Source organism: Pseudomonas sp. Y5-11, from assembly GCF_022368695.1.
Classification (GTDB): domain Bacteria; phylum Pseudomonadota; class Gammaproteobacteria; order Pseudomonadales; family Pseudomonadaceae; genus Aquipseudomonas; species Aquipseudomonas parakoreensis.
Map to the genome: position 1 here is coordinate 2,834,551 of NZ_CP058974.1, position 25,440 is coordinate 2,859,990.

The 25,440-nt window shown below is 59.4% G+C and carries 23 protein-coding genes, 1 tRNA gene and 1 pseudogene; 12 read left to right on the forward strand and 13 right to left on the reverse strand.

The features are described from left to right. Window positions 1–48 precede the first annotated feature (48 nt). On the reverse strand, window positions 49–870 hold the full coding sequence (locus tag HXW87_RS12820; protein WP_239779153.1) for a cytochrome c: 822 nt from the start codon (window positions 868–870) through the stop codon (window positions 49–51). A gap of 584 nt (window positions 871–1,454) precedes the next feature. Between HXW87_RS12820 and HXW87_RS12825 the strand changes: the two genes are divergently transcribed. From HXW87_RS12825 to HXW87_RS12835, 3 genes are all read left to right on the forward strand, one after another. Next, window positions 1,455–2,660, forward strand: coding sequence for an acetyl-CoA C-acetyltransferase (locus tag HXW87_RS12825; RefSeq protein WP_047292966.1), 1,206 nt, complete (start codon window positions 1,455–1,457; stop codon window positions 2,658–2,660). Between the two features lie 24 nt (window positions 2,661–2,684). Further along, complete coding sequence (locus tag HXW87_RS12830; RefSeq protein WP_239779007.1) at window positions 2,685–4,829, forward strand: 3-hydroxyacyl-CoA dehydrogenase NAD-binding domain-containing protein; 2,145 nt, start codon at window positions 2,685–2,687, stop codon at window positions 4,827–4,829. 94 nt (window positions 4,830–4,923) lie between these two features. Beyond that, window positions 4,924–5,649: an amidotransferase gene (locus HXW87_RS12835; protein WP_239779008.1), complete on the forward strand. Its 726-nt coding sequence runs from the start codon at window positions 4,924–4,926 to the stop codon at window positions 5,647–5,649. 96 nt (window positions 5,650–5,745) lie between these two features. Here the strand turns inward: HXW87_RS12835 and HXW87_RS12840 are convergent, their stop codons facing one another. The 3 genes from HXW87_RS12840 to HXW87_RS12850 form a co-directional block, all read right to left on the reverse strand. Next, window positions 5,746–6,717: a magnesium and cobalt transport protein CorA gene (locus tag HXW87_RS12840; protein WP_027613314.1), complete on the reverse strand. Its 972-nt coding sequence runs from the start codon at window positions 6,715–6,717 to the stop codon at window positions 5,746–5,748. Between the two features lie 134 nt (window positions 6,718–6,851). Then, window positions 6,852–7,574 (reverse strand): 1-acylglycerol-3-phosphate O-acyltransferase, encoded by a 723-nt coding sequence (locus HXW87_RS12845; protein WP_047292972.1) that lies wholly within the window; start codon window positions 7,572–7,574, stop codon window positions 6,852–6,854. Between the two features lie 217 nt (window positions 7,575–7,791). Then, window positions 7,792–8,481: a crotonase/enoyl-CoA hydratase family protein gene (locus tag HXW87_RS12850; protein WP_064586733.1), complete on the reverse strand. Its 690-nt coding sequence runs from the start codon at window positions 8,479–8,481 to the stop codon at window positions 7,792–7,794. Between the two features lie 295 nt (window positions 8,482–8,776). Between HXW87_RS12850 and HXW87_RS12855 the strand changes: the two genes are divergently transcribed. Together HXW87_RS12855 and HXW87_RS12860 are read left to right on the forward strand one after the other, a co-directional pair. Further along, a tRNA-Ser gene (locus HXW87_RS12855) sits at window positions 8,777–8,866 on the forward strand. Window positions 8,867–9,067: 201 nt separating this feature from the next. After that, window positions 9,068–9,283, forward strand: coding sequence for a hypothetical protein (locus HXW87_RS12860; protein WP_041068925.1), 216 nt, complete (start codon window positions 9,068–9,070; stop codon window positions 9,281–9,283). A gap of 817 nt (window positions 9,284–10,100) precedes the next feature. On the opposite strand, the pseudogene HXW87_RS12865 reads toward HXW87_RS12860, so the two are convergent. Next, window positions 10,101–10,427: pseudogene (locus tag HXW87_RS12865) on the reverse strand (tyrosine-type recombinase/integrase); the annotation flags it as partial. 183 nt (window positions 10,428–10,610) lie between these two features. On the opposite strand from HXW87_RS12865, the gene HXW87_RS12870 reads away from it, so the two are divergent. The 5 genes from HXW87_RS12870 (at window position 10,611) to HXW87_RS12890 (ending at window position 14,000) form a co-directional block, all read left to right on the forward strand. Further along, complete coding sequence (locus tag HXW87_RS12870; RefSeq protein WP_239779010.1) at window positions 10,611–10,931, forward strand: YbjQ family protein; 321 nt, start codon at window positions 10,611–10,613, stop codon at window positions 10,929–10,931. A gap of 214 nt (window positions 10,932–11,145) precedes the next feature. After that, window positions 11,146–11,334 carry a hypothetical protein gene (locus HXW87_RS12875; RefSeq protein ID WP_007960727.1) on the forward strand — a complete coding sequence of 63 codons (189 nt, stop codon included), beginning with the start codon at window positions 11,146–11,148 and terminating at the stop codon, window positions 11,332–11,334. Window positions 11,335–11,659: 325 nt separating this feature from the next. Further along, window positions 11,660–12,028 (forward strand): glycine zipper domain-containing protein, encoded by a 369-nt coding sequence (locus tag HXW87_RS12880; RefSeq protein WP_007960728.1) that lies wholly within the window; start codon window positions 11,660–11,662, stop codon window positions 12,026–12,028. Between the two features lie 134 nt (window positions 12,029–12,162). Then, window positions 12,163–12,588, forward strand: coding sequence for a YMGG-like glycine zipper-containing protein (locus tag HXW87_RS12885; protein WP_041067599.1), 426 nt, complete (start codon window positions 12,163–12,165; stop codon window positions 12,586–12,588). A gap of 716 nt (window positions 12,589–13,304) precedes the next feature. Beyond that, window positions 13,305–14,000, forward strand: a complete 696-nt coding sequence (locus tag HXW87_RS12890) for an HAD-IA family hydrolase (protein ID WP_131670036.1) — start codon at window positions 13,305–13,307, stop codon at window positions 13,998–14,000. A 79-nt stretch (window positions 14,001–14,079) separates the two neighbouring features. Here HXW87_RS12890 and HXW87_RS12895 read toward each other — a convergent pair whose 3' ends face one another. Beyond that, window positions 14,080–14,826, reverse strand: coding sequence for a 3-oxoacyl-ACP reductase family protein (locus HXW87_RS12895; protein ID WP_047292979.1), 747 nt, complete (start codon window positions 14,824–14,826; stop codon window positions 14,080–14,082). Between the two features lie 126 nt (window positions 14,827–14,952). Here HXW87_RS12895 and HXW87_RS12900 point away from each other — a divergent pair, with 126 nt between their 5' ends. Next, complete coding sequence (locus HXW87_RS12900; RefSeq protein WP_047293057.1) at window positions 14,953–15,879, forward strand: LysR family transcriptional regulator; 927 nt, start codon at window positions 14,953–14,955, stop codon at window positions 15,877–15,879. A gap of 129 nt (window positions 15,880–16,008) precedes the next feature. Here the strand turns inward: HXW87_RS12900 and HXW87_RS12905 are convergent, their stop codons facing one another. From HXW87_RS12905 to HXW87_RS12915, 3 genes are all read right to left on the reverse strand, one after another. Continuing rightward, complete coding sequence (locus tag HXW87_RS12905; RefSeq protein ID WP_047292982.1) at window positions 16,009–16,737, reverse strand: aspartate/glutamate racemase family protein; 729 nt, start codon at window positions 16,735–16,737, stop codon at window positions 16,009–16,011. Between the two features lie 54 nt (window positions 16,738–16,791). Next, window positions 16,792–18,330 carry an NCS1 family nucleobase:cation symporter-1 gene (locus HXW87_RS12910; RefSeq protein WP_239779011.1) on the reverse strand — a complete coding sequence of 513 codons (1,539 nt, stop codon included), beginning with the start codon at window positions 18,328–18,330 and terminating at the stop codon, window positions 16,792–16,794. A gap of 579 nt (window positions 18,331–18,909) precedes the next feature. Next, on the reverse strand, window positions 18,910–19,644 hold the full coding sequence (locus tag HXW87_RS12915) for a phosphoadenylyl-sulfate reductase (protein WP_047292986.1): 735 nt from the start codon (window positions 19,642–19,644) through the stop codon (window positions 18,910–18,912). 163 nt (window positions 19,645–19,807) lie between these two features. Between HXW87_RS12915 and thrH the strand changes: the two genes are divergently transcribed. Next, window positions 19,808–20,425 carry a bifunctional phosphoserine phosphatase/homoserine phosphotransferase ThrH gene (thrH, locus tag HXW87_RS12920; RefSeq protein WP_239779012.1) on the forward strand — a complete coding sequence of 206 codons (618 nt, stop codon included), beginning with the start codon at window positions 19,808–19,810 and terminating at the stop codon, window positions 20,423–20,425. Window positions 20,426–20,543: 118 nt separating this feature from the next. Here the strand turns inward: thrH and pabB are convergent, their stop codons facing one another. The 4 genes from pabB to HXW87_RS12940 all read right to left on the reverse strand — a co-directional run bounded on the left by pabB (window position 20,544) and on the right by HXW87_RS12940 (window position 25,161). After that, a complete protein-coding gene (gene pabB / locus HXW87_RS12925) occupies window positions 20,544–21,887 on the reverse strand; it encodes an aminodeoxychorismate synthase component I (RefSeq protein WP_239779013.1) in 1,344 nt (447 codons plus the stop codon). Window positions 21,888–22,097: 210 nt separating this feature from the next. Beyond that, window positions 22,098–23,084 (reverse strand): alpha-L-glutamate ligase-like protein, encoded by a 987-nt coding sequence (locus HXW87_RS12930; protein ID WP_041067621.1) that lies wholly within the window; start codon window positions 23,082–23,084, stop codon window positions 22,098–22,100. Next, window positions 23,084–24,619: an inactive transglutaminase family protein gene (locus tag HXW87_RS12935; protein WP_041067624.1), complete on the reverse strand. Its 1,536-nt coding sequence runs from the start codon at window positions 24,617–24,619 to the stop codon at window positions 23,084–23,086. Before HXW87_RS12935 ends, HXW87_RS12930 begins: the two co-directional genes overlap by 1 nt. Before the next feature lie 5 nt (window positions 24,620–24,624). Continuing rightward, window positions 24,625–25,161: an ATP-dependent zinc protease gene (locus HXW87_RS12940; RefSeq protein ID WP_025110318.1), complete on the reverse strand. Its 537-nt coding sequence runs from the start codon at window positions 25,159–25,161 to the stop codon at window positions 24,625–24,627. Window positions 25,162–25,440: the final 279 nt, after the last annotated feature.

Below are 25,440 nucleotides of genomic sequence, written 5' to 3' on the forward strand. Positions count from 1 at the left end.
GCTATCGCTGGCTTGCCAGCGAAGAGGCTGGTGATATCACCGCAACGCTTATGGCTTGATCTTGCGCCCAGCCATGTGCTGCAAATAGCCAATCAACAACTGCAAATCCGCCTCCGGCAACACCTCCGCTGAAAACCCCGGCATCTTCGCCTGCGGCCACTGGCGCAAACTCTGTGGATCACGAATGTAGCGCTTGAGGAAATCCGCGCCGAAATACTCGGTCGGGTTGTACGGGATGTTCAGGTCCGGTCCGAACTGCGCATCTCCCGCACCGTTCAAGCGGTGGCAGGCCAGGCAGTTCTTCTGGAACAGCGCAAAACCCTGATTCACCGGGTCATTCGCTTTCAGCGCGGGATCCGGCAACAGGGCAGGGAAGCGCTCGGCCACTGGCGCCATGCGCTTGATGCTTGCCACCTGGAACGGCCATTGTTCCGGGCTGATATTACCGGCCTGCGGGTCGGTCCATACCAGATAGAACGGCCCTGCGCTGTGCTTGCCTTCGGACAGGGGCGGCCACGGCTGCGCCGGGTCTTCGATCGCCAGCCAGGCCCGTGCGCCTTTGGTATTGAGCAACGGTGCAGCGCTGAGCTCGGCGGCAAAGCCGTCCAGCGCCACCGCTTGCAGATGATCGCCCGGTTTGATGCCCGTCAGAAGTGCCGCGACCGGGACGGCGCGATAAGTCATGTCCTTCTTGTAAGACACATCATTTTTGATGGTCAGGGTTTGTACCTGAGGGTGCTTGAGCAAATCCTCGGTCTGCCAGGTGTGATGGGGTGCGCCGAGCTGCAGATCCAGCTGTGCGGCAGACAAAGGCATGCTTAGCAGCAAGGCCAAGAACATAATGAGCGTTTTCAAATGATCGCCGTCCATGTCGTAGGAGTGCGCAAAGGTTGGCACAGCCACGCTGGCCCGGGAAGCGGGCCAGTCACATTGTTGATGGCAATGAAATGCACCCGGCCGGCGAGTCAGCCGATGACCTTGGTCAGGTTCGGCAAAATCAGCAACAGCGTGGTGGCGAAAAGAATGAGCCCGGCTTGACGAACTTTCGGTTGTTTGAACATGGCTTGACCGCCTTTATTGTTATTTCCTGATGTTTGCCTGCATATCCATGACGGCAAACGCTGCACTTCCTGTAGAAGAACGTCGGCCCCGGCAAAACCCGACGACCCTGACGTACATGTACTACCTTAGAGCCCGCGTCACGCGCGGCTTAGATCCATTTCGTATGTATTTACTGCTGCTGGCAATAAAAAAGACATGAGGCGTATTGCCAGCTTCTGCGCCGACCGCTTGCTAGACAACTCGCCGACCTGAACCGGTTCACCTGAAGGTGGATGACCGTCCGTCTGAGCGTGCGCGTCAACATCATTGAGCGCTGTGGTCATTGAATCCTCGACGGCGCGGGATAACAGTGAAACCACGAAATTCACTCACCGCACAGGTTCGAGGACGTCATGACCCAAGCTTTGATTTTCGATGCGCTGCGTACGCCCCGCGGCAAAGGCAAGGCCGATGGCGCGCTGCACAGCGTCAAACCGGTGAATCTGGTCGCGGGGCTGTTGACCGCACTGCAGAGCCGTACCGCGCTGGACACCAGCCAGGTCGATGACGTGGTACTCGGTTGCGTCACGCCGATTGGCGATCAGGGTTCCGATATCGCCAAAACCTCGGTGCAGGTGGCGGACTGGGACGTCAGCGTTGCCGGTGTACAGATCAACCGCTTCTGCGCCTCCGGTCTGGAAGCGGTGAATCTTGGCGCCATGAAAGTCCGCTCCGGTTTCGAAGACCTGGTGGTGGTCGGTGGCGTCGAGTCGATGTCGCGGGTGCCGATGGGCAGCGACGGCGGCGCCTGGGCGCTGGACCCGCAGACCAACCTGCACAGCCACTTCACCCCGCAGGGCGTTGGTGCGGATCTGATCGCTACCCTTGAGGGCTTCAGCCGTGAGGATGTCGATACCTATGCGTTGCACTCGCAGCAGAAAGCTGCGCGGGCACGGGCCGACGGTTCGTTCAACAAGTCGTTGGTGCCGGTGCAGGACCAGAACGGCATTATCCTGCTCGACCACGACGAATTCATTCGCGCCGAATCGACGATGGAAGGCCTGGGCAAACTCAAGCCAAGTTTCGAAATGATCGGCCAGATGGGCTTCGATGCCACCGCGCTGCGGGTTTACAGCCACGTCGAGCGAATCAACCACGTACACACGCCGGGCAACAGCTCCGGGATCGTCGACGGTGCGGCGCTGATGTTGATCGGCTCCGAAGCCAAGGGCCGTGCGCTGGGTTTGCAGCCTCGGGCGCGTATCGTCGCCACGGCGGTGACCAGTACTGACCCGACGATCATGCTCACCGGCCCGGCGCCGGCCACCCGCAAGGCACTGGCCAAGGCCGGTTTGCGCGTGGAAGACATCGACCTGTTCGAGGTCAACGAAGCGTTTGCCTCGGTGGTGCTCAAGTTCATCAAGGACATGGCGGTCGACCCGGACAAGGTCAACGTCAACGGCGGCTCGATCGCCATGGGCCATCCGCTGGGCGCAACCGGTTGCGCGATCCTCGGCACCTTGCTCGATGAACTGGAAACCCGGGGGCTGCGTTACGGCCTGGCGACGCTGTGCGTCGGCGGCGGCATGGGCATTGCCACCATCATCGAACGCCTTTGAGCCCCGAATTCAAGGAACCTTGTTATGAGCGAAGCCATTCGTTACGAAAAAGGTCAGGACGCCATCGTCGTGCTGACCATCGACATGCCGGGCCAGAGCGCCAACACTATGAACGCCGTATACCGCCAGGCCATGGGCGCCTGCGTCGCGCGGCTGGTGGCGGAAAAAGACAGCATTGCCGGGGTCATCATCACCTCGGCGAAGAAAACCTTCTTTGCCGGCGGCGATCTCAATGAGCTGATCAAGGTCGGTAAACCCGAGGCCAAAGCGTTCTATGACATGGTGCTGGGCCTCAAGGGGCAATTGCGCACCCTGGAAACCCTCGGCAAACCGGTGGTCGCAGCGATCAACGGTGCGGCGCTCGGCGGAGGCTGGGAAATCTGCCTGGCGTGCCATCACCGGGTGGCGCTGGACGATGCGGCGGTGCAACTCGGTCTGCCGGAAGTAACCCTCGGACTGTTGCCGGGCGGCGGCGGGGTGGTGCGTATGGTGCGTATGCTGGGGATCGAAAAGGCGCTGCCGTATCTGCTCGAAGGCAAGAAGATCCGTCCACAGCAGGCGTTGCAGGCCGGTCTGATCGATGAGCTGGCGGCGGATCGTGACGAGTTGCTGGCCAAGGCGCGCGCCTGGATTGTCGCCAACCCGAGTGCGGTGCAGCGCTGGGACGTGAAGGGCTACCAGATTCCCGGCGGCACGCCGTCGAATCCGAAGGTCGCGCAGATGCTGGCGATTGCGCCGTCAATCCTGCGCAGCAAGACTCAGGGCACGCTGCCCGCGCCGGAGAAAATCCTCTGCGCGGCGGTGGAGGGCGCGCAGGTCGACTTCGACACCGCGCACCTGATCGAAACGCGTTACTTCACCGAACTGACCACCGGGCAGATTTCGAAAAACCTGATCGGCACCTTCTGGTTTCAGCTCAACGAAATCAATGCCGGCGGTTCGCGGCCGCAGGGCTTTGAGCCCTATGTCACGCGCAAGGTCGGTGTGCTCGGCGCAGGCATGATGGGCGCCGGTATCGCCTTCGTCAGTGCTTCGGCCGGTATCGACGTGGTGCTCAAGGACATCAACCTGGCGGCGGCCGAGAAGGGCAAGGCCCACTCGGCGGCATTGCTGGACAAGAAAGTCGCCCGTGGGCAGATGACGACTGAGAAACGCGAGGCGGTGCTGGCGCGGATCCAGGCCAGCGAGAGCGATGCCGATCTGGCGGGTTGCGATCTGATCATCGAGGCGGTGTTCGAAGACCGTGAACTGAAGGCCAACGTTTCCTCTGCAGCGCAAAAGATTGTCGGTCCTGACGCGGTGATTGCCTCCAACACATCAACGTTGCCGATTACCGGACTGGCGACGGCAGTACCTGATCAGAGCAAGTTCATCGGTCTGCATTTCTTCAGCCCGGTGGACAAAATGCCGCTGGTGGAAATCATCAAGGGTGCGCAGACCAGTGCTGAAACCCTGGCGCGCGGTTTCGACTTCGTCCTGCAAATCAAGAAAACCCCGATCGTGGTCAACGACAGTCGTGGTTTCTTTACCTCGCGGGTGTTCGGCACCTTCACCAACGAAGGCATCGCCATGCTCGGCGAGGGTGTGAGTGCGCCGATGATCGAGACCGAAGCGCGCAAGGCCGGGATGCCGGTCGGGCCGCTGGCGATCTCCGACGAAGTTTCCCTCAGCCTGATGAGCCATATCCGTCAGCAAACGGCCAAGGACCTGCAAGCGGAAGGGAAACCGCTGACAGAGCATCCGGCGTTCGCTGTGATTGACTTGCTGCTCAACGAATACAAGCGCCCGGGCAAAGCTGCCGGCGGGGGCTTCTACGATTACCCGGCGGGTGGTCAGAAGCATCTGTGGCCGGAGCTGAAGACGCGTTTCGAGAAGGCTGACGGGCAGATTTCGCCGAAGGATGTGCGTGATCGTCTGCTGTTCGTGCAGGCTCTGGAAACTGTGCGCTGCGTAGAGGAGGGTGTGTTGACTTCGACGGCAGATGCCAACGTCGGCTCGATCTTCGGCATTGGGTTTGCCCCATGGACCGGCGGCGCATTGCAGTTTATCAATCAGTACGGGGTGCAGGACTTCGTCGCACGCGCGCAGTATCTGGCAGAGCAGTACGGCGAGCGCTTTGCGCCACCGGCGTTGTTGCTGGAAAAAGCCGCGAACGGCGAGTTGTTTTAAGTGATCGGCTGAGCGCTGCGGGGCTTGCCTTGCCGGGCTGTTTCAAGGCAGGCTCTGGGTGTTCATTATTCCCATCACGTGTCAGGTATTTTTTATGTCGCTACGCATCTGCATTCTGGAAACCGACATCCTGCGTCCGGAACTGGTCGATCAATATCAGGGTTACGGGCAGATGTTCCAGCGCCTGTTCTCGCAGCAGCCGATTGCCGCCGAGTTCACCGTGTACAACGTGATGCAGGGCGAATACCCGAGCGACGACCTGACCTTTGACGCGTACCTGATCACCGGCAGCAAGGCCGATTCGTTCGGCACCGACCCGTGGATCCAGACCCTCAAGCAATACCTGCTGACCCGTTACGAGCGTGGCGACAAGCTGCTCGGCGTGTGCTTCGGCCATCAACTGCTGGCGCTGTTGCTGGGCGGCAAGAGTGAGCGCGCCACTCAGGGCTGGGGCGTCGGCACCCACAACTACAAACTGGCGGCCAAGGCACCGTGGATGAGCCCGGTGCGAGAAGAGTTGACGTTGCTGATCAGCCACCAGGATCAGGTCACGGCGTTGCCGGAAAACGCCACGGTCATTGCCTCCAGCGATTTCTGCCCGTTTGCCGCGTACCACATCAACGATCAGGTGCTGTGCTTCCAGGGCCACCCGGAATTCATCCACGACTATTCGCGGGCACTGCTGGATCTGCGCCAGGACGCGCTGGGGTCACAGATCTATTCCAAAGGCGTGGCCAGCCTGGAGCAGGAGCACCATGGCACCACCGTGGCGGAATGGATGATGCGGTTTGTGGCGCACAAGCCAGAAGCTGCTTTATAGCAGATCAAAAGATCGCAGCCTGCGGCAGCTCCTACAGGGTGTACACCATCCCAATGTAGGAGCTGCCGCAGGCTGCGATCTTTTGCATTTGCTTCCCTATAACCACCCCGACCTCTTGAAACTCGCCCACAAACTCACGCACCCCACCGTGATAAACCCCAGCACAGCGAAATAGCCGTAATGCCAGCTCAGCTCCGGCATGTTCTGGAAGTTCATCCCGTAAATCCCCGCCACCGCCGTCGGGAACGCCAGAATCGCCGCCCACGCGGCAAACTTGCGTTGCACCACACTTTGCCGTGACGCCTCCAGCAACACGCCGATCTCGATGGTCTGGCTGGCAATGTCCGCCAGCGTTGTCAGGTCTTCCATCTGCCGCGTGACGTGAATCTGCACGTCGCGGAAGTACGGGCGCATGTTCTTGTCGATGAACGGGAAACTCAGTTTCTGCAGCTCCTCGCCAATCTCCACCATCGGCGCTGCATAACGGCGCAGGCGCAACACATCGCGGCGCAGGCCGTGAAGTTTCTGGATGTCATGCTCGTTCAACGCACTGCACAGCACGTTGCGCTCCAGTTCATCAATCTCGGCATGAATCGCTTCGCCGACTGGCTGGTAGTTTTCGATCACGAAATCCAGCAGTGCATAGAGGACGAAATCTTCGCCGTGCTCGAGCAACAGCGGCCGCGCCTCACAGCGCTGGCGGACATGCGCGTAGGACGCCGAGTGGCCGTTGCGGGCGGTGATGATGTAGCCCTTGCCGGCGAAGATATGCGTTTCGATGAACTGCAAAATCCCATGCTCGCGGATCGGCGAGTAGGTGACGATAAACAAGGCGTCACCAAAGGTTTCCAGCTTTGGCCGGCTGTGTTTTTCCAGGGCGTCTTCGATGGCCAGTTCGTGCAGGTTGAACTGGCGTTGCAGATTGGCCAGCTCCTGAGCGTCCGGCTCTTCCAGGCCGATCCAGACAAAATGCCCGGTTTTTGCGGCCCAGGCGGCGCCTTCGTCAAGTGTGATATTGGTGACTTTCTTACCGGCGCTGTAAACCGCAGCAGCAACAACTCGACCCATGGTGGTGATTCACTTCTTCTTGGCAGATGGCAGGGAATACAAGGCTTCAGCTTAGCCGTGTCGCTGCTTGAGAGTCAGTGAAATCTGCACAGTTCACCCGGCAAAAGAAAACCCGCACGAGGCGGGTTGGTTTTTCACGCAGCTTGCAGCTGCTGATCCATCGCGGCGATGCATTCGCGCATCTGTTCGCGGCACTGGGACATGAGCATGGGCATGTCATCCATGGTCAGCCCGGCTGTAGGAATCGCCGGCAGCGAGCGTATGAGAATTTTCCCGCTGCGCCAGCGGTTCAGGCGCATGTGCTTGATGTAGCTGCTGACGCACACTGGCACGATCGGCACACCGGCGGCGATCGCCATCTGGAACGCACCTTTCTTGAATGGCAGCAGTTCTTCACCGAGGTTGCGCGTGCCTTCCGGGAACACCCAGATCGACGTATCTTCGTGCTGCAAAGTGTGGGTGGTGGTGAGCATCGACTTGCGTGCCTTGTGCGCGTTCCCACGATCGATCAACACGTTGCCCGCCAGCCAGAACAGTTGCCCGAACAGCGGCACCCATTTCAGGCTCTTCTTGCCGATGCACACGGTCCGGCGGGGTACCACGTTGCCGAACACGAACAGGTCGTAGTTGGACTGATGGTTGGCCACGATCACGCAGCTGTCGGGCTTGTTCATCAACGGGCCGACATCAGCCTTCACACGCAAACGCAAAATACACATGGCCGGTAGCGCGTAGAGGCGGGCGCACAGTCGGCTGTTGTCCGGGTTGAACGGACGGCACAGCCCGAGGATCACGCCCAGCACGCCGGCCAGAATAAAGTGCAGGCCCATCAATAACATACGAAACACAAACAGCATTTTCAGGCCCCACCGGGACAAAAGGTGGCGCAGTGTACGGATGTGCACTGTTTTCGGCAATTGCTGCTATAGAGTGCGGAGATAGGCGATGTTTAAGCGCATGTTTCCGAGTCGACCGTCAGACCCGTCCTAGAGCCGTTGATGCTTGATTAACCAAACGCGCAGGAAAAAGCCCGACACGACGGTCGGGCTTTTCTTCGGCTCGGGAAGCGTGGGTTTAACCCAGATGCTCCTGATCCTGAATGATCGCGTTGTCGAGGGCTTCGAGCAGTGCCTTGCGCACTTTGAGCTTGGTGTTCTTGTGCGCGTTCATGTTGATCTTCTTCAGCTGACGCGCTGCTGCCAGGGCTGCACCTTGCAGCTCTTCGGCAGCCACCACCTTGTCGAGGAAACCGGCATCCACCGCGCTTTTCGGATCAAACATCTCGCCGTTGATCACCGAACGGTGAAACGCCGAACGACGCAAGCGATCACGGGCCAGCTCGATGCCGGCGTGGTGCATGGTCATGCCGATCTGCACTTCGTTCAGGCCGATGCTGAACGGGCCATCGACGCCGATGCGGTAATCGGCAGACAACAGCAGGAACGCGCCTTTGGCCACAGCGTGACCAGGGCAGGCGACAATCACCGGGAACGGATGAGAGAGCAGGCGGCGGGCGAGGGTCGAGCCAGCAGTGACCAGCGCCACGGCTTCTTTAGGCCCGGCGGTCATCACCTTCAAGTCGTAGCCGCCCGACAGAATTCCCGGCTGACCGGTAATGATCACGATGGCACGATCAGTCTTCGCCTGATCCAGCGCCGCGTTGAACGCCGCAATCACGTCCGGGGAAATGGCATTGACCTTGCCGTTGTTCAAGGTCAGGGTCGCGATACCGTCTTCGAGGTGGTAGGCAATCAACTCACTCATGACGCTATTCCTTGTAAGAAAGATGGGCAGACGTTACCCACCACCGCAGGCCAGGTAAAGCGCCGTGACTGACCCGCCAGTCACCGTTTCCGGCCGCGCCCGGCGTAGCACGCCGTTCTGCTTCTATATAAGAGGGTGGCCGTCACCAGAGATTGTCCGGTTTGCCATCGCCCAAGGTGGGGCGAAACGCCTTTATGCCTTAAGCGCATGAAAATTCTGAAAAAAAGTTTGCCATCAGAAAAGCTTTCGACTACATTAGCGCGCCTCGACAGACAGAACATGTTTGAAGAGATACGGTGAAGTGTCCGAGTGGCTTAAGGAGCACGCCTGGAAAGTGTGTATACAGGAAACTGTATCGAGAGTTCGAATCTCTCCTTCACCGCCACATTCAGTAAACGCAAACCCCTGATTTTCCTAGAGAAAGTCGGGGGTTTGTGGTTTTTGGCGTCTGAAAAAAGGCCATATGGGACTGAGATGGGAATGGGCACTGTTTTGGTGCGCAAATTGAACATTCGAAAGAGTACGTGCCTTTGTCGCCGATTAGATGAACTAGGCTTCTGCAAACCGTACTTCCGGGACGAATTCCATGCCTAATGACTCAGGTTCCAACATAGCCACTGCCGATGCATTGACGCTGCTGCATAACCAGCATGCGCTGGGTGCGGCGATGGAGGAGGTCACTAAGTGGCTTTCACAGAATGGCGCAGAGACTGTTGCAGAAAATGCACTCGTGGCCATGGAGACCTTGGACACAAATGCAAAGGCGATTACTAATGCGATTATGCGGCTACGGCAGTCATAGAAAATCGTGCAGTTAGGCAGTAGTGGCCCATTTAAGGACACTCAACCCAATTGTTAGCGAAAACCGGATAGTTTAAGTCGGCTCTCAGTAGAAAAAAGGGGTAGTTTCCTACCCCTCTACCACCTAGAACTCAAACATCAACTGAGTCCAGGGGGGGCTACGATAATGCTCACACACGCTTTCCCGGTGCCCAAAGCGACTGCGGCTATAGGCGCTAACGTGGACTGTCCGGAGGTGCTGTGGTGTGCGACGCCGAACACGGCGATTTTTCGTCTCTCTCATGGTTGGTTCCTTGAAGAGGACGCCAACGCTAGACGGTCGAGAAGGAGTGCCAGCTATCCGCCAACAGCTATTACGGTATTGTAATACCATACCCAATAGCCCACACTTCCCTCACGACCTCTGCCTTTGGCATCGGTTTAGTCGTTGTAGGGTCAGTACTTGCCGGTCTTTCCCCTATAACAACGCCAGACCCTGTCCCTCGCGGGACGGGGTTTTTTGTGCCTGGCAATAAAGCCAAGCCACAAAATCTGCTCAGTTATGTTTTCGCTGAGTGTTCGCGCATAGTATCAGCAAAGGCCAGCCAGATGGCAGCCAGACCGGCACATCCAAGGAACACAACCGACAGACCGCCATGCAGAGGCGCTTTGGAGGCTGTGACGCCTGATACGTTGAATTCCGCCCTATGTTCAATCGGCCCCCACACCTGGTCATGGTGTGGGGGCCTTTTTCTGGCATCGTGGAAACCAGTCCTTCCCTGGCTGGCTTACCACTCCATGACCTTCTGGCTTCTCCGAAAGTGCTGGCCTCAGCGGATTCAGCGCAGAGCTGAAACCGGTGACAGCTTCAAGGCCATTTGCAACATCCCCACCACATCAGATCCGTCTTCATTTATCCACGTCCCGTAGTGTTGACGGATCATGTTCCCGTTAGTGTGGCCCATCTGTTCGGCGATCCAGTTGATCGACGCCCCCCCGGTGGTCAGCAACTGACTGGCGTAGGTGTGCCGGCACTGCCCGGGTCCCCGGTAGCGAACGGCGGCAGCGAGCAAATGCGCCTTGAAGAAACGATCGCGCACCGCGAAATCATTGGCGTGCGGCAGGCCGTTTTTGGTGTTCAGGAACACAAAGTGCGGCTTGTGTTCCGCACCGTCTTCGAATCTCTCCTTCACCGCCAAATTCAATACACAGAACCCCTGATTTCGAAAGAGATCAGGGGTTTTGTGGTTTCTGGCGTCTGGATTTTAAACCGCTGCGCAAGTGTTCGGCCTGATTTTCCATAGCGCATTACAATCGCCGCTTTATCAGTAGAAAAAAGGACTGTTCCCATGATCATCTCCACCACCCACGCCATCGAAGGCCGCCAGATCACCGCGTACCTGGACATTGTCAGCGCGGAGTCGGTGCAGGGCGTCAATGTGATTCGTGATGTGTTTGCCGGCATGCGCGACTTTTTCGGTGGGCGCTCGCAGACGCTGGAGCGGGCGTTGAAAGAGGCGCGGGTTCAGGCGACGGACGAGATCAAGGAGCGGGCTCGAGCGTTGCAGGCGGATGCGGTGGTCGGGCTGGATTTCGAGATCAGTATGCCGGCGGGCAAGGGCGGCATGGTTGTGGTGTTCGCGACCGGCACAGCGGTCAAGTTGCGTTGAGGTTGTGCAGGTCAGCGCCATGGCTTGGATCCCTTAAGCTTTAGGGCGCCTTCGGGTAACGGGATGTTGAAGAGGTGTAGGCCATTCGTCGGGCATCGGTCGAACTGAACCGCAAGTCCAGTAATGACCGGCTAGTCTCAAAAGCCTTGGAGGTCGATATTTTTTCGGGCAAAAGGGCTTTGCCGGTGTCGATCTATTGCAAAGGGGAGAGGCTATGACTGATCCGTATATCGAAGACGATGGAGCCGAGTTTTCATTCAATAACTGTGTCCGTTGCGGCCAGACGGAGTACCAATCGGGCTTTGGCGAGGACCCGGTGCAGACCGGCAAGATCAAGTCCACCGCGCCCAAGGGGCCGAAAGCCAAATTCCTTCCGAAGGTTTCGGCCCGGTCAAGAAAGTAAGGTGAGACCAAACAACCCCGTCTATGAACGGGGTTTTTTATGCCTGATATTTATGAAAGGAAATCTCCTACAAGTGATAGGGCAGATTCGGTTTTTTTTCACAAACTTTTCACGTCCACGGACGTAGGGTGAAGCCATCCGTTAGAAAGCAAGTCTCCAGCCCGTCTCCCCAGCGGGCTTTTTTTTGCCTGCGATAAAACCTTTTGCCAAATCGCTGTCCAATCGGCGCCAAGTGCTCGGCGGCAGCTGATTTTTCTGGACTTCAGCGCGTCGGCAGCTTTCAATCCCGGCCCCTTTTGATCTCCCTATTTTTGAGGTTTTTGTCATGCGTCTAACATTGCCCGCTCTGGTTCTAGGGCTTCTGGTTGCTCAAGGTGCGGTGGCTGGTGAAGGCACTGCGGCACTCGGCGGCGGTCTGGGTGGTGCGCTGGGTAATGTGGTCGGCCAGAAAATGGGCGGCAGCACTGGCGCGGCGATTGGTGCCGGTGTTGCAGGCGCGGCCGGCAGTGCGATGGCCGCCGGCAAAGGCAGCCGCACCAAGGCGGCTATCGGCGGTGGTGTCGGCGCGGCCGGTGGTTCGGTGATCGGCAACAGCCTGGGCGGCCGAAATGGCGCGACCATTGGCGCCGGCCTGGGTGGCGCTGCCGGTGGTGCCGTCGGCGCCAACCTGTCCAAAGGTCACAAGCGTCACTGATTGCGAACGTTTGTCAGAAAAAGCCCGGCTCGACGCCGGGCTTTTTCATGGCTGAACGTTTTTCCGAAAAATGTCTCCAATCTGACATAGGCCCTGTGGGCATTCCGTCCCGATTCGGGAACTGTGAGGTTCAAATGCGTTTGTCATTATCTGCACTGTTTTTCGGATTACTGGTCGCCCAAGGTGCGATGGCCGCCGGCGATGGTAGCGCCGCCGTCGGTGGCGGACTGGGCGGTGTGCTCGGTAACGTGGTCGGTGGCCAGCTCGGCGGCAGCACTGGTGCCGCGGTTGGCGCAGGCGTCGGTGGCGCAGCAGGCAGCGCGGTCGGAGCGAATAAACACAATCGCACCGAAGCCGCCATTGGCGGTGGCTTGGGTGCTGCCGGCGGCTCGGTGGTTGGCAATAGCCTGGGCGGCTCCACCGGCTCCGCCATCGGTGCCGGTTTGGGCGGCGCAGCGGGTGGTGCGGTGGGCAACAATCTGGGTGACGATGGCGGAAGCGGGCATTCCGGCGGTGGTCACAAGCACAACAAGTACAAACATAAAAACCGCCATCATTGATTGAATATTCGAAAGCAAACCCGGCCTGGTGCCGGGTTTTTCGTGTCTGGCGGTCGGACACTGGAACGATTGGCTGTAGGGCTTTTCGAACGTTATACAACCCACCAGACGTAGAGGTTTGCCATGACGCCCGAAACCGAAGGCAAGGAAGAAAAAGGCCCGAGCGGTTTGCCGTTTATCAATGATCCGGGCAACGAGGATCCAGGGTCGCTGATGGATGATGCGACCGTGCCGTTGAATGATGCGGATGAAGCAGACATGGAGTATGAAGAGGATGAGGATGAGCAGTAATTGCTTGTTCTTTTGATCCTGATCGGTGGTGATGCGAGTCTTTAGGGCCTGGGGTTCTGTCAGGCCCTTGGGAGGTGGGAGATGGGTGGTGAGCAGAAAGATGACGATGTCGATCAAACGCCGGAGTATCCGCTGCCTTCTCCTACGGATCCTTTAGGGCGGGATGAGTTGCCGTTGGAGGATGAGGAGGAGTAGCGCCTCTGGTGTGATTCTGAAGGTCTCGCCAGCACCTAGGTAAAAAAGTCGGGAAATCAGGCGTTATCTGTAGGGCATTTCGCTAAACATCAGCGAGTCATTCCACGGCCGGTAGACATTGCCCGTTGCTCAATGTCTGCTGGCCTCGCTATGCTGCTGAACCCATTAATCAGATCCAAGCAGCGGCGCCGGCCGCGCCGCCCGGGATGTTTTTGATAACGGATCCGATGATGAATGCACCGATGAAGACGTTTGGCCCGATCAAGGCCGTGATTTTCGACATGGACGGTTTGCTGCTGGACACCGAGGGCATCTACACCGAGGTCACCTCGCTTATTGCCGAGCGTTACGGGCGGACCTTCGACTGGAGCGTTAAACAGAACATCATCGGTCGCGGCGCCAATGATCTGGCGAACTACGTGGTGCAGGCGCTTGATCTGCCGATCAGCGCTGAAGAGTTTCTGGTGATCCGCGAGCCGCTGATGCGTGAACGCTTTCCCAATGCTCAGGCGATGCCGGGCGCGGAGGAGCTGATTCGCCACCTCAAGGCACACAACATCCCGATCGCCGTGGGCACCAGTTCGTCGCGACAGTCGTTCGGCCAGAAAACCACCTTGCACCGCGACTGGTTTGCGCTGTTCGACTTCATTGTCACGGCGGACGACCCGGAAGTCGGCGCAGCCAAGCCGGCGCCGGACATCTTCCTCACTGCGGCCCGGCGTCTGGGTGTCGCGCCTGAGGATTGCCTGGTGTTCGAGGATTCGCCGTTTGGCGTTACCGCGGCGAAAGCGGCGGGGATGACGGCCATCGCGATTCCCGACGCGGCCATGGCTGATGAAAAATACGCTCACGCCGACGGGATTCTGCGCACGCTCAAGGCATTCACCCCGAGTGCCTGCGGTTTGCCAGCGCTGGAGTGGGCTTGAGCCCCCAGTAACGCGCCCATAAAAAACGCCGCCCTCTGTAAAGAAGTGCGGCGTTTTTTGTATCCGGGATTCAGCGCAATCAGGCGCCGAAACCACCGTCGATGGTCAAACTGGCACCGGTGATGTAGCCGGCTTCCGGGCCCACCAGATAGGCGACGAAACCGGCGATTTCATCGGCAGTGCCGTAACGGCCCACCGCCATCAGCGGGATCAGGCTTTCAGCGAAATCACCGTGCGCGGGGTTCATGTCGGTGTCGACCGGGCCGGGTTGCACGTTGTTGATGGTGATGCCGCGCGGGCCGAGGTCGCGGGCCAGGCCTTTGGTCAGACCGACCAGTGCTGATTTGCTCATCGCGTACACACCGCCACCGCCGAAGGGCATGCGGTCGGCGTTGGTACTGCCGATGTTGACGATGCGCGAGCCTTCGCCCATGTGCTTGGCGGCTTCCTGAGACGCGATGAACACGCTGCGTACGTTGATCGCCAGCGTCTGGTCGAAGTCTTCGAGTTTGAAGTCTTCCAGCGGCGCGATGGCCAGGACGCCGGCGTTGTTCACCAGAATATCCAGGCGGCCAAAGGCGTCGACGGTGGCGCTGACGGCGTTGCGGATAGCGCCTTCGTCGGCGCTGTCGGCCTTGATCGCCAACGCTTTGCCGCCGTTGGCGGTGATGCTGTTTTGCAATTCTTCGGCCTTGGCGGTGGAGCTGACGTAGGTGAAGGCGACAGCGGCGCCTTCGGCGGCCAGACGTTTGACGATGGCGGCGCCGATACCACGGGAACCGCCTTGAATCAGAGCGACTTTGCCGCTGAGGTGTTGAGTGGTCATGTTCGATCTCCAGAAAATTCAAGGCGGGGTGCCTTGTTGTTGGAGCCGAGTATCGGCCTCGCATCGACAACCGTGTAGACCATGATTGCTATAGTCTGTGTAAACCAGAAGTTTATAGTGGCGATCATGGAAACTTTCAGCAGTATCGAATGCTTCGTGCGCAGCGCCGAAGTCGGCAGCTTTGCCGAGGCCGCCCGGCGCTTGAGCCTGACCCCGGCCGCCGTCGGCAAGAGTGTGGCGAAGCTCGAGGTGCGGCTCGGTGTACGGCTGTTCCAGCGTAGTACACGCAGCCTGACCCTGACCGAGGCCGGCAAGCTGTTTTTGAGTCAGGTCAGTGGCAGTCTGACGACGATTCAGAATGCGGTGGCCAATCTGTCGAGTGTGGAAGGACTGCCGGCGGGGACGTTAAAAGTCAGCATGGGCACGGTATTCGGGCGTTTGTACATCGTGCCGTTGCTGCAAGAGTTTTTACGTCGGTTTCCGGCGATCAACCCGGACTGGCATTTTGATAACCGTCAGGTCGATTTGATTGGACAGGGTTTCGACGCGGCGATTGGCGGGGGCTTTGAATTGCCCCAAGGCGTGGTCGCACGCAAGTTGGCACCCGCGCATCGTGTGTTGGTGGCGTCTGCTGACTACCTGCAAAAGCACGAGGCGATTGCCGAACCGGACGACCTGCAACGTCACGATGGCATCCTGATTCGTTCGCCGCAAACCGGTCGCGTGCGCTCCTGGCAGTTGATCAGCAGCGGCAGTCAGCTCTGTCAGCCCTTGACCCTGAAGACGCGAATGACCATGAGCGACTCCGAAGCCGCCTGCGCCACGGCAGCGCAGGGGCTGGGAATCGCGCTGGTCAGCATGCCGTTTGCCGTGGGGTATCTGGAGGCTGGCACATTGCAGCGCGTACTGCCGGACTGGTACATCGATGACGGCAACATTTCGATCTACTACGCCGAGCATAAATTGTTGCCAGGCAAGACTCGGGCGTTTGTCGATTTTGTGATTGAGCAGTTTGCAGAGCGGGGGTTGGCCCGGCGGTTCAGTGCTGTTTGAGCAGGACTTTGGGACCGAGGTGTGGCCATCGCGGGCAAGCCACGCTCCCACAGGTTCTTCGTCGTTCACATGATGGTACAACGCGAAACCTGTGGGAGCGAGCCTGCTCGCGATAAACGATAACGCGGTCTACCGGGCAAACCGCTCCGCCCAGCCAATGATCTGTTTCGGCCGCGGCGTCGCATAAGTCCGCACTTTGGACGTCGACAACCCCAGCCGCACCAGCGATTCAGCAATGGTCACCGCCGCCGTCACGCCATCCACCACCGGCACCCCGGTACGGCGGCGGATCTGTTCGTCCAGCCCGGCCATGCCGCCGCAGCCCAGACAGATCACTTCGGCCTTGTCCTGGGTCACCGCCAGTTCCGCCTGTTGCACGATGGCTTCCAGCGCCCGTTGTGGCTCGTGCTCCAGTTCCAGCACCGCCAGACCGCTGGCCCGCACCGATGCACAGCGATCCCACAAGCCGGACAGTTTCAGCCGATCCTCGATCAGCGGCACGGTGCGATCCAGCGTCGTGACCACCGAATAGGCGTGGCCGAGAAACATCGCAGTGCTGGCGGCGGCGTCGGTGATGTCCACCACCGGAACGTTCAGCAGTTCCTGCAAACCTTCGCGACCGTGTTCGCCGTAACCCGCTTGAATCACCGCGTCGAAAGGCTGGTCGTAGGACATCACCCGATCCATCACGGCGATGGCCGCCAGATAACTTTCGAAATTGCCTTCCACCGAGTCGGCGCCGAAGAACGGCGTCAGACCGACGATTTCCGTACCGGGGGCAGCGACCGCTTGCGCCGAGCGGGCGATGGCCTGGGTGATGGATTCGGTGGTGTTGACGTTGACCACAAGAATACGCATGAGAAGTCCTTATTGCGGGCAGTTCAGCGGCCCGAAGTCCGGGCCGCGAGGAAATTAATGGCTGACGTTATCGACGGCGATGGATTCGCCGCTGACGTCGGCGTAGTGCGGCTGACGCTTGGCGATGATCAGGTAGAGCAGGGCGGCGATGCCGGCACCCACCAGCCAGGAGAATGGCGAAATGCTTTGGAAACCCGGGACCAGCGCCAGGACGATGGCAATCAGCGCTGCCGGAATGAACGCCGCCACCGCGCGGAAATTCACCCCGCGGCTGTAGTAATAGGCACCGTCGGGATCTTCGCTGTACAACTGCGGGACGTGGATCCGGCCTTTGCGGATCAGCCAGTAGTCGACCATGATCACGCCGTACAACGGGCCGAGCAGGGCGCCGAGGCCTGAGAGGAAATACACGATTACCAGTGGGCTGTTGTAGAGGTTCCACGGCAGGATCAGCACGGCGATGGTCGCGCTGATGAGCCCGGCGCGGCGGAAGGTCAGGTATTTCGGCGCCAGGTTGCTGAGCACGAAGGCCGGGGCGACGAAGTTGGCCATGATGTTCACCGCCACGGTGACGATCAGGAACGCCAGGCAACCGAGCACCAGAAAGAATGTGTTGGGAATCGAAGCGATGATTTCGGTCGGGCTTTCGATGACCCGCCCGTTGATCTGAAATTGCGCGCCGCAGAGCAGGACGGTGATGGCAGCGAACACCAGAATATTTACCGGCAGGCCCCAGAAATTGCCGACCTTGATGGTTTTGCGGCATGGCGAGGAGCGGGCGAAGTCGCAGAAATTCAGGATCAGCGTGCCGTAGATCGCCAGCCACAGCGCGCCGCCGGCAAAGATGTTGCGCCACATCTCGCCACCGGTCAGCGGGTCGCGGATCGACCAGGCGATGGTCGCAATGGCCTGGGTGTACATCCACGCGGCGAGCGCGGCGACGGTCAGCAGAATCACCGGCCCGGCAAAGGCTTCGTAACGGCGGACCATTTCCATGCCATAGGCGAGGATCGCCAGTTGCACGAACCAGATCACCACGAAGCACACCCAGCCCAGCGTTGACAGGCCGAGAATCGAGTTGTGGTCGTAATCGGCGAACCCGGGGTGAATCGCTGTCAGCAACACGCGAAATACCACCGACGCCAGATACGTCTGAATGCCGAACCAGGCGATGGCGATTACCGCGCGAATCAATGCCGGAATCTGCGCGCCGTGAATGCCGAAACTGATCCGGCTGATCACCGGAAACGGCACCCCGGTTTTCTGCCCCATATAGCCGGACAGGTTCATGAAGAAGTACACCAGCGCCGCACCGATCCCCAGCGACAGCAGAATCTGCCAGCCGCCCAGGCCCAACGCATACAGGCCGATGGCGAACGAGTAGTTGGCGATGTTGTGCACATCGTTGGTCCACAGGGCGAAGATGCTGTATTTGCCCCAGCGCCGACCTTCGGCCCGGGTCGGTGCGAGGTCACTGTTGTGCAGGCGTGGGCTCAGTTGTAGCGGGGCGGCCAGAGCCGCGTCGGGCGATGGTTGGTCGAGGGCAGAGGCGGGCAGATTCAACGCGATGTTGTTGGAGAGACTTGTACGCATTCCGGCAGGCTCCTGATGGGCGGGGCCGCGATGACTGTGCATGAGCTCAGGGCTCGACAAATCTTCGTCGCGGCCAGCAGACATCACTGGTTACGGGGCATCTGCAGCCTGTACGGGATAGGGCGCTTCAGGCTTGCGGATCGAAAGTGTGGATAGATGTTTTGCAGTTTTGTATACAAAACATGTATGCACCAAAGCCAGATCTGTGCCAGTTAGCGATCTATGGAGCGCTGCGCTCATTTCGAAAAGTTATCAATGAACGCTAAGTGGTTGAAAATATTTGGTTATAAATTGACCGATTGAACAGGTATTTATTTTTTGCGGGGGATTTTGCGCAGGTGGCAAGACAGAGGTGTTTTGCCAAGGGATGTAACTTTTCAGGGCGCTAAAACAAAAAGTGCACACATAAATGGCACCGATGGTGACATTCGTGTGTACACATTTTTTCATGGCACCACAAAGCAAATGTGGGAGCGAGCTTGCTCGCGAAGGCGTCTTTCCAGTCAACAAATCCGGTGACTGTCAGAACGCTTTCGCGAGCAAGCTCGCTCCCACAGGGGGCATCATTGAGGCAGAGATTTACGCCTTGCTGATGATATTTCCCGCATGCAGCCCGCACTCTTTCTGCGTGGCTTCTTCCCACCACCAGCGGCCTTCGCGTTCGTGCTGGTTCGGCAGGACCGGGCGGGTGCAGGGTTCGCAGCCGATGCTGATGAAACCGCGCTCATGCAGGCTGTTGTAGGGCAGCTCAAGCATGCGGATGTAGCCCCAGATCTCTTCGCTGGTCATTTGCGCCAGCGGGTTGAATTTGTACAGGGTGCGTTCCGGGGTGGAGAACGCGGTGTCGATTTCCAGCACCGCCACGGCGCTGCGGGTGCCCGGGCTCTGGTCGCGACGCTGGCCAGTGGCCCAGGCTTTGACGCCAGACAGTTTGCGGCGCAGCGGCTCGATCTTGCGGATGCCGCAGCATTCGCCATGACCGTCCCTGTAGAAGCTGAACAGGCCTTTTTCCTTCACGAACGGTTCGAGTTTCGTGTAGTCCGGCGACACCAGTTCGATATCGATCTTGTAGTGCTCGCGCACCTGATCGATGAAGCGATAGGTTTCCGGATGCAGGCGGCCGGTGTCGAGGCTGAACACCTTGACGTTCTTGTTCAGCTTCCAGGCCATGTCCACCAGCACCACATCCTCGGCGCCACTGAAAGAGATCCACAGTTCATCACCGAACTCGGCGAACGCGAGTTTCAGGATGTCCTGGGCGGATTTGTTGGCATAGGTCGTGGCGAGTTCCACGACATCGAACGTTGGGCTCATCAGGGCGGCTTCCTACAGGTCGGTGGCGCTGGGCGCTCTATATGGCGCCGATGGTAACAAAAAGCGGCGGAGTAAGGGGCGCCCGCTGCGTTGCGCGGTCGCGGGGGAGTCGCTAGAGTTCGGGCTCGCTCGACTCGATAATCACTACAAACGGGAGTGTCTTGTGGAAATTGCTTGCCTGGATCTTGAAGGGGTACTGGTACCGGAAATCTGGATCGCCTTCGCCGAAAAAACCGGAATCGAATCCCTCAAGGCCACGACCCGGGACATTCCCGATTACGACGTGCTGATGAAGCAGCGTCTGCGCATCCTCGACGAGCACGGCCTGAAGCTCTCGGACATTCAGGAAGTGATCGCCACCCTCAAGCCGCTGGACGGCGCGGTGGAGTTCGTTGACTGGCTGCGCGAGCGCTTTCAGGTGGTGATTCTCTCGGACACCTTCTACGAATTCTCCCAGCCGCTGATGCGCCAACTGGGCTTCCCGACCTTGCTCTGCCACCGCCTGATCACTGACGACAGTGGGCGGGTGACCAGCTATCAACTGCGTCAGAAAGACCCCAAGCGTCAGTCGGTGCTGGCATTCAAGAGCCTGTACTACCGAGTGATTGCGGCGGGTGATTCGTATAACGACACGAGCATGCTCGGCGAGGCGGACGCGGGAATTCTGTTCCATGCGCCCGACAACGTGATTCGCGAGTTCCCGCAGTTCCCGGCGGTGCATACGTTTGCCGAGCTGAAGCAGGAATTACTCAAGGCTTCGAACCGAGACCTGTCCTTGTAACCCTCAATCCCTCTGTAGGAGCTGCCGAAGGCTGCGATCTTTTGATCTTGATCTTGATTGTTTAAAAACAGGATCAAAAGATCGCAGCCTTCGGCAGCTCCTACAGGGGTTGCGTCATTCAGAGGTTTTGCAGGGTGTCGAGGAGGATTCGGACCTTGGTAATCGACTCCTGATACTCCGCCTGCCAATCCGAATCAGCCACGATCCCGCCACCCCCCCAGCAACACACCTGCCCATCCTTGACCAACAGACTGCGAATCGCGATGGAGCTGTCCATCTCGCCGCGTACGTCCAGGTACAGCAGCGAGCCGCAATACAACCCGCGTCGCGTCGGCTCCAGTTCGTCGATGATCTGCATCGCGCGGATCTTCGGGGCGCCGGTGATCGAGCCGCCGGGGAAGCTGCCGGCGATCAGGTCGAGTGCGTCGCGGTCATCCGCCAGTTCCCCGGTCACGCTGCTGACCAGGTGATGCACGTTCGGATAGCTTTCCAGGCTGAACAGCTCCGGTACCCGCACCGAGCCGATGCGGCAGGTGCGGCCGAGGTCGTTGCGCAGCAGGTCGACGATCATCAGGTTTTCCGCGCGATCCTTGGGGCTGGCCAGCAGTTCGGCGGCGTTGGCCGCGTCTTCGGCAGGCGTCAGGCCGCGCGGGCGAGTGCCTTTGATCGGGCGGGTTTCCACTTGGCGCTGGCTGACTTTGACGAAACGCTCTGGCGACAGACTCAACACCGCGTCGCCGTCGGGCAGGCTCTGGAAACCGGAAAACGGTGTCGGGCAAGCCTCGCGCAACGCGCAGTAGGCCAGCCATGGATCGCCTTGGCAGGTTGCGCGGAAACGCTGGGCGAAGTTGACCTGATAGCAGTCGCCGGCCTGGATGTATTGATGAATGCGCTCCAGCGCCTGGCGATAGTCGTCCGGCGAAAGATCGGCAGTCATCGGCGTGTGCAGCTTGAACGGCATCAGCGGCGCTGAGGTCGGTTGGCTGAACAGCGCAATCAGTCGTTGCTGCTCGCTGTCGGCCAGTGACGGGTGAAACACCAATTGACTGGTGGCGGTCTGGTGATCGCTGATCAGCGCCCAGTCGTACAGGCCGAACCGCGCGTCGGGCAGTTGCAGATCGTCCCGGGCCAGGCTCGGCAGATTCTCGAGATGTCGGCCGAAGTCGTAGCTCAGATAGCCGATCAGGCCGCCGGCGAAGGGCAGTTCATGGCTCGCAGGCAGTTGCGCTTCGCCCAGGCGAGTCAGATTATCCCGCAGGCGTTGCAGGAATACGTCGCCGCTTTCATCGGGCAACACCGCCAGTTGTGCCAGCGGCCAGGCGCTGAGCAGGTCATAACGGCCACGGTCGGCACTTGGCCGGCCGCTGTCGAGCAGCACGGCGCCGGGTGCATGGCGGATGGCCGCGAAGTAGTCGGCGGGGTTGGCACGGTAGGGCAGCGGGTGTACGGAACAGGTCAACATGGGCGGGGCAGGTCGGCCATCGAGGCGGGGTGGGGATTGTAGTCCTCTGCGGGAATTGCTCCTAGAGGGGATGTCGGGGATTGGCAGATCCGCAGCGGCCGCCGAGCAACCTGTGGCGAGGGAGCTTGCTCCCGTTGGAGTGCGAAGCGCTCCCCAAAATCTTACGACTGCTGCGCAGCCGAGCGGGAGCGAGCTCCCTCGCCACGGGGATCAGCCCTCGACCGCCGGAATATGCCCAAACATCTCCTGAGTAAACGCCACTCGTTCCTCGACCGACTCGGTCACGCCACGCGCCTTCAGCTCCTCCAGATGCGCTTCGACTGCATGCGTACGCTGAGTCAGCCCGCAGTCGTTGGCTATCTGGATATTCAGCCCCGGCCGCGCATTCAGTTCGAGAATCAGCGGGCCTTTTTCCTGGTCCAGCACCATGTCCACACCGATGTAGCCCAGGCCGCACAGTTCATAACAGCCGGCGGCGAGTTTCATGAAACCGTCCCAGTAGGGCAGTTGCACGCCGTCCACCGCGTTGGTGGTGTCGGGGTGTTTGTTGATGATGTTGTTCAGCCAGGTGCCGCGCAGGGTCAGGCCGGTGGCGAGGTCGACACCGACGCCGATGGCGCCCTGGTGCAGGTTGGCCTTGCCGCCAGACTGACGGGTTGGCAGGCGCAGCATGGCCATCACCGGATAGCCCATCAGCACGATGATGCGGATGTCCGGCACGCCTTCGTAGCTGATGCTCTTGAAGATCTGATCCGGGGTCACCCGGTACTCGATCAGCGCGCGGTCGCGGTGGCCGCCCAGCGAATACAGGCCGGTGAGAATGCTCGAGATGTGGTGCTCGAGTTCTTCGTGGGCAAGGATCTTGCCCGACACCGTTCGGTAGCGGCCCTCAAAGCGGTCGGCGATGACGATGATGCCGTCACCGCCCGCACCTTGAGCCGGCTTGATCACGAAATCGTTGCGCCCGCCGATGATCGCGTCGAGCTTGTCGATTTCCTTCTCCGTGGAGATCACGCCATACAGCTCCGGCACATGAATGCCGGCCTCGATCGCGCGTTCTTTGGTGATGATCTTGTCATCGACGATCGGGTACAGGCTGCGCTTGTTGTACTTGAGCACGTAGTCGGCGTTACGCCGATTGATGCCCATGATGCCCCGCGCCTCCAGAGCCTTCCAGGTCTTCCAGAAACCGAACATCAGGCGTCAGCCTTCTTCAGGAAAGCCTTGAAGCGCACCAGTTCGGTCAGGCGGTAACCGCGATAGCGGCCCATCGCCAGCATGAAACCGACCAGAATCAGCAGGATCGCCGGGAAGGTAAACACGAAGTACACCAGCTCCGGCACGGTCATGATCAGGTGGGCCAGCGAGGCGGCGAACAGGGTGCCGATCGCCACTTTCATGGCATGGCTGGCGCCGCGTTCTTCCCAGGTGATCGACAGGCGTTCGATGGTCATGGTCAGAATCACCATCGGGAACAGCGCCACCGACAAGCCACGCTCCAGCCCCAGCTTGTGGCTGAACAGGCTGATAGCGGCAATCAGGACTACCACGAAGGTCAACACCACCGACAAGCGCGGCAGCATCTGCAGCTTCAGGTGTTCCAGGTACGACCGTAAGGACAGGCCCAGCGCGGTGATCACGGTAAACAGCAGGATGCCGAAGCCCAGTTGCGTTTCGCGGAAGGCCAGGGCGATCAGCACCGGGGTAAAGGTGCCGAGGGTCTGCAGGCCGATCAGGTTGCGCAGGATCAGGATCACCAGCACGCCGATCGGGATCATCACCATGATCATGAACGTCTGCTGGGTCTGCAGCGGCAGGCCGTACAACGAGTATTCGAGGAAGTTGGCATCGGTATTTTCGTCGGTCAGCTTGGCCAGACGAATCGCGTTCATCTCGCTGTTGTTCAGGCTGAAGGTCACGTTGGCTTTCTTCGCGCCGTCGACGGTGATCAGGTTTTCATCACCGGTCCACCACAGCAGACGGTCGGTCGGCAGGCCTTGCTCACCGGTTTCCGGGTTGAAGTACAGCCAGTCGTTGCCATTGAAGCTGCGCAGCCACAGCTCCGGGGTTTGCGGTTGATCGGCAACGAGGCGGATGGTGTGGACTTTTTCTACCGGTACGTGGGCGATCGACAACAGCAGTTCGACGATCTTCGCCTTGTGCGGCGTTGACGGGTCGCCGGCCAGCAGCAGTTTGACGTTGTCGTCGTTGACGTTGTTGACGCGTTTGATCGCTTCGCCGATGAAGGTCTCGACGTCGGCCGAGTGCTGGCGGATCGGTGCGAGCAGGGCTTCGGCGGCGATTTTTTCCGGGCCTTCGATGGCGATGCTGTCGCGGAAGGTCGGGCCTTTGATCTTGGATTTTTCTGCGGTATAGCGTTTGGTCAGCACCAGACGGTAATAAAGGGTCTGGTTGCCCTTGGCCCGGCGCGCGGACCAGGTGACCTTGCGGTTGCCGTCGACGCGGTTGACCGCCACGCCGTAATTATTGGAGATAAAGCTTTCGTTGAGGCTGACGTAATCGCGGCTCAGCGGCGGCACGAACATCTGGACTTTCACCGGATCCTTGGTGCTGGCGACGAACTCGACTTTGGCGTCGATGTTCCACAGGTCGTCGGTAGCGTCTTCGGTCACCGGGATGCCGAGCACAAAAATCTGATAGGCCGTAACCGAAACGCCCAGGAGCACCAGAATGGTGATCAGGATTTTCAGGTGGAAGGTTAGAGAACGCATGGAAATTACTCGGCGGTATGAGCGGCGATGGTGCAGGCGGGTTTGCCGGCAGCGTATTTAAGACTGGGGTCGACCAGCGCGTCGAAGCGTTTCAGCGCTTCGGAGCCGATCAAAAGCGGGTATTGGAACGCACTACGGTCGGTCAGGTTCACTTCGATGCTGCGCAACGCCGTGCCCATGCAGATGTCCAGCTCGATCACCGGACGCGCGGTGTACTTCTTGCCTTCTTCCGGGTCGTAGTCGCCGGCGCGGCGCTTGATCTTGCTGACCCGGGCCAGCGGCCGTTCGATCGGGTGCGAATGCGCAGCGTCGATCGCCAGGTAGAAACGCACCCACGACTCGCCATTGCGTTTGAAGCGTTTGATGTCGCGGGCACTCAGTGAGGCGGTTTTGGCGCCGGTGTCGAGTTTGGCCGCGACTTGCAGATTGATGCCGTCAAGCGATGCATATTCGTTGAGGCCGTACACGGTTTTTTCCCCCGCCGCGGCGAGGCCGGGCAGGCAAAACAGCGCAAAAAATGTGGGGAAGGGCTTGAGTCTCATAAATCCTGGTGCGCAGCGTTCCGTTTTCGGTTCAGGTTCCTGGCAAAACTTGCGCAAGCGCCTGCGTGTGCCTATCAGCTTTTTATGACAAGCCGTACAAATGGCCAGCAAATGCGGGCGGCATTCTAGCACGGTGGTTTTATGGCGCCAGCGCTCGCGCCGGTCTATAACCCTTGGGGTTGTTGGAGAGGGTTATTAGACGATTGTCGACAATGTGGATTTATACTTTGACTGGTGCGGGCTAATTGGCTAGTTTTTGCCGCATTGGATTTGAAGGTG

What these genes read in the sequence shown, in the direction of transcription:
- HXW87_RS12820 (WP_239779153.1), bottom strand. Translation starts at nt 870, where the DNA reads ATGGACGGCGATCATTTGAAAACGCTCATTATGTTCTTGGCCTTGCTG.
- HXW87_RS12825 (WP_047292966.1), top strand. Translation starts at nt 1,455, where the DNA reads ATGACCCAAGCTTTGATTTTCGATGCGCTGCGTACGCCCCGCGGCAAA.
- HXW87_RS12830 (WP_239779007.1), top strand. Translation starts at nt 2,685, where the DNA reads ATGAGCGAAGCCATTCGTTACGAAAAAGGTCAGGACGCCATCGTCGTG.
- HXW87_RS12835 (WP_239779008.1), top strand. Translation starts at nt 4,924, where the DNA reads ATGTCGCTACGCATCTGCATTCTGGAAACCGACATCCTGCGTCCGGAA.
- HXW87_RS12840 (WP_027613314.1), bottom strand. Translation starts at nt 6,717, where the DNA reads ATGGGTCGAGTTGTTGCTGCTGCGGTTTACAGCGCCGGTAAGAAAGTC.
- HXW87_RS12845 (WP_047292972.1), bottom strand. Translation starts at nt 7,574, where the DNA reads ATGCTGTTTGTGTTTCGTATGTTATTGATGGGCCTGCACTTTATTCTG.
- HXW87_RS12850 (WP_064586733.1), bottom strand. Translation starts at nt 8,481, where the DNA reads ATGAGTGAGTTGATTGCCTACCACCTCGAAGACGGTATCGCGACCCTG.
- HXW87_RS12860 (WP_041068925.1), top strand. Translation starts at nt 9,068, where the DNA reads ATGCCTAATGACTCAGGTTCCAACATAGCCACTGCCGATGCATTGACG.
- HXW87_RS12870 (WP_239779010.1), top strand. Translation starts at nt 10,611, where the DNA reads ATGATCATCTCCACCACCCACGCCATCGAAGGCCGCCAGATCACCGCG.
- HXW87_RS12875 (WP_007960727.1), top strand. Translation starts at nt 11,146, where the DNA reads ATGACTGATCCGTATATCGAAGACGATGGAGCCGAGTTTTCATTCAAT.
- HXW87_RS12880 (WP_007960728.1), top strand. Translation starts at nt 11,660, where the DNA reads ATGCGTCTAACATTGCCCGCTCTGGTTCTAGGGCTTCTGGTTGCTCAA.
- HXW87_RS12885 (WP_041067599.1), top strand. Translation starts at nt 12,163, where the DNA reads ATGCGTTTGTCATTATCTGCACTGTTTTTCGGATTACTGGTCGCCCAA.
- HXW87_RS12890 (WP_131670036.1), top strand. Translation starts at nt 13,305, where the DNA reads ATGAATGCACCGATGAAGACGTTTGGCCCGATCAAGGCCGTGATTTTC.
- HXW87_RS12895 (WP_047292979.1), bottom strand. Translation starts at nt 14,826, where the DNA reads ATGACCACTCAACACCTCAGCGGCAAAGTCGCTCTGATTCAAGGCGGT.
- HXW87_RS12900 (WP_047293057.1), top strand. Translation starts at nt 14,953, where the DNA reads ATGGAAACTTTCAGCAGTATCGAATGCTTCGTGCGCAGCGCCGAAGTC.
- HXW87_RS12905 (WP_047292982.1), bottom strand. Translation starts at nt 16,737, where the DNA reads ATGCGTATTCTTGTGGTCAACGTCAACACCACCGAATCCATCACCCAG.
- HXW87_RS12910 (WP_239779011.1), bottom strand. Translation starts at nt 18,330, where the DNA reads ATGCGTACAAGTCTCTCCAACAACATCGCGTTGAATCTGCCCGCCTCT.
- HXW87_RS12915 (WP_047292986.1), bottom strand. Translation starts at nt 19,644, where the DNA reads ATGAGCCCAACGTTCGATGTCGTGGAACTCGCCACGACCTATGCCAAC.
- pabB (WP_239779013.1), bottom strand. Translation starts at nt 21,887, where the DNA reads ATGTTGACCTGTTCCGTACACCCGCTGCCCTACCGTGCCAACCCCGCC.
- HXW87_RS12930 (WP_041067621.1), bottom strand. Translation starts at nt 23,084, where the DNA reads ATGTTCGGTTTCTGGAAGACCTGGAAGGCTCTGGAGGCGCGGGGCATC.
- HXW87_RS12935 (WP_041067624.1), bottom strand. Translation starts at nt 24,619, where the DNA reads ATGCGTTCTCTAACCTTCCACCTGAAAATCCTGATCACCATTCTGGTG.
- HXW87_RS12940 (WP_025110318.1), bottom strand. Translation starts at nt 25,161, where the DNA reads ATGAGACTCAAGCCCTTCCCCACATTTTTTGCGCTGTTTTGCCTGCCC.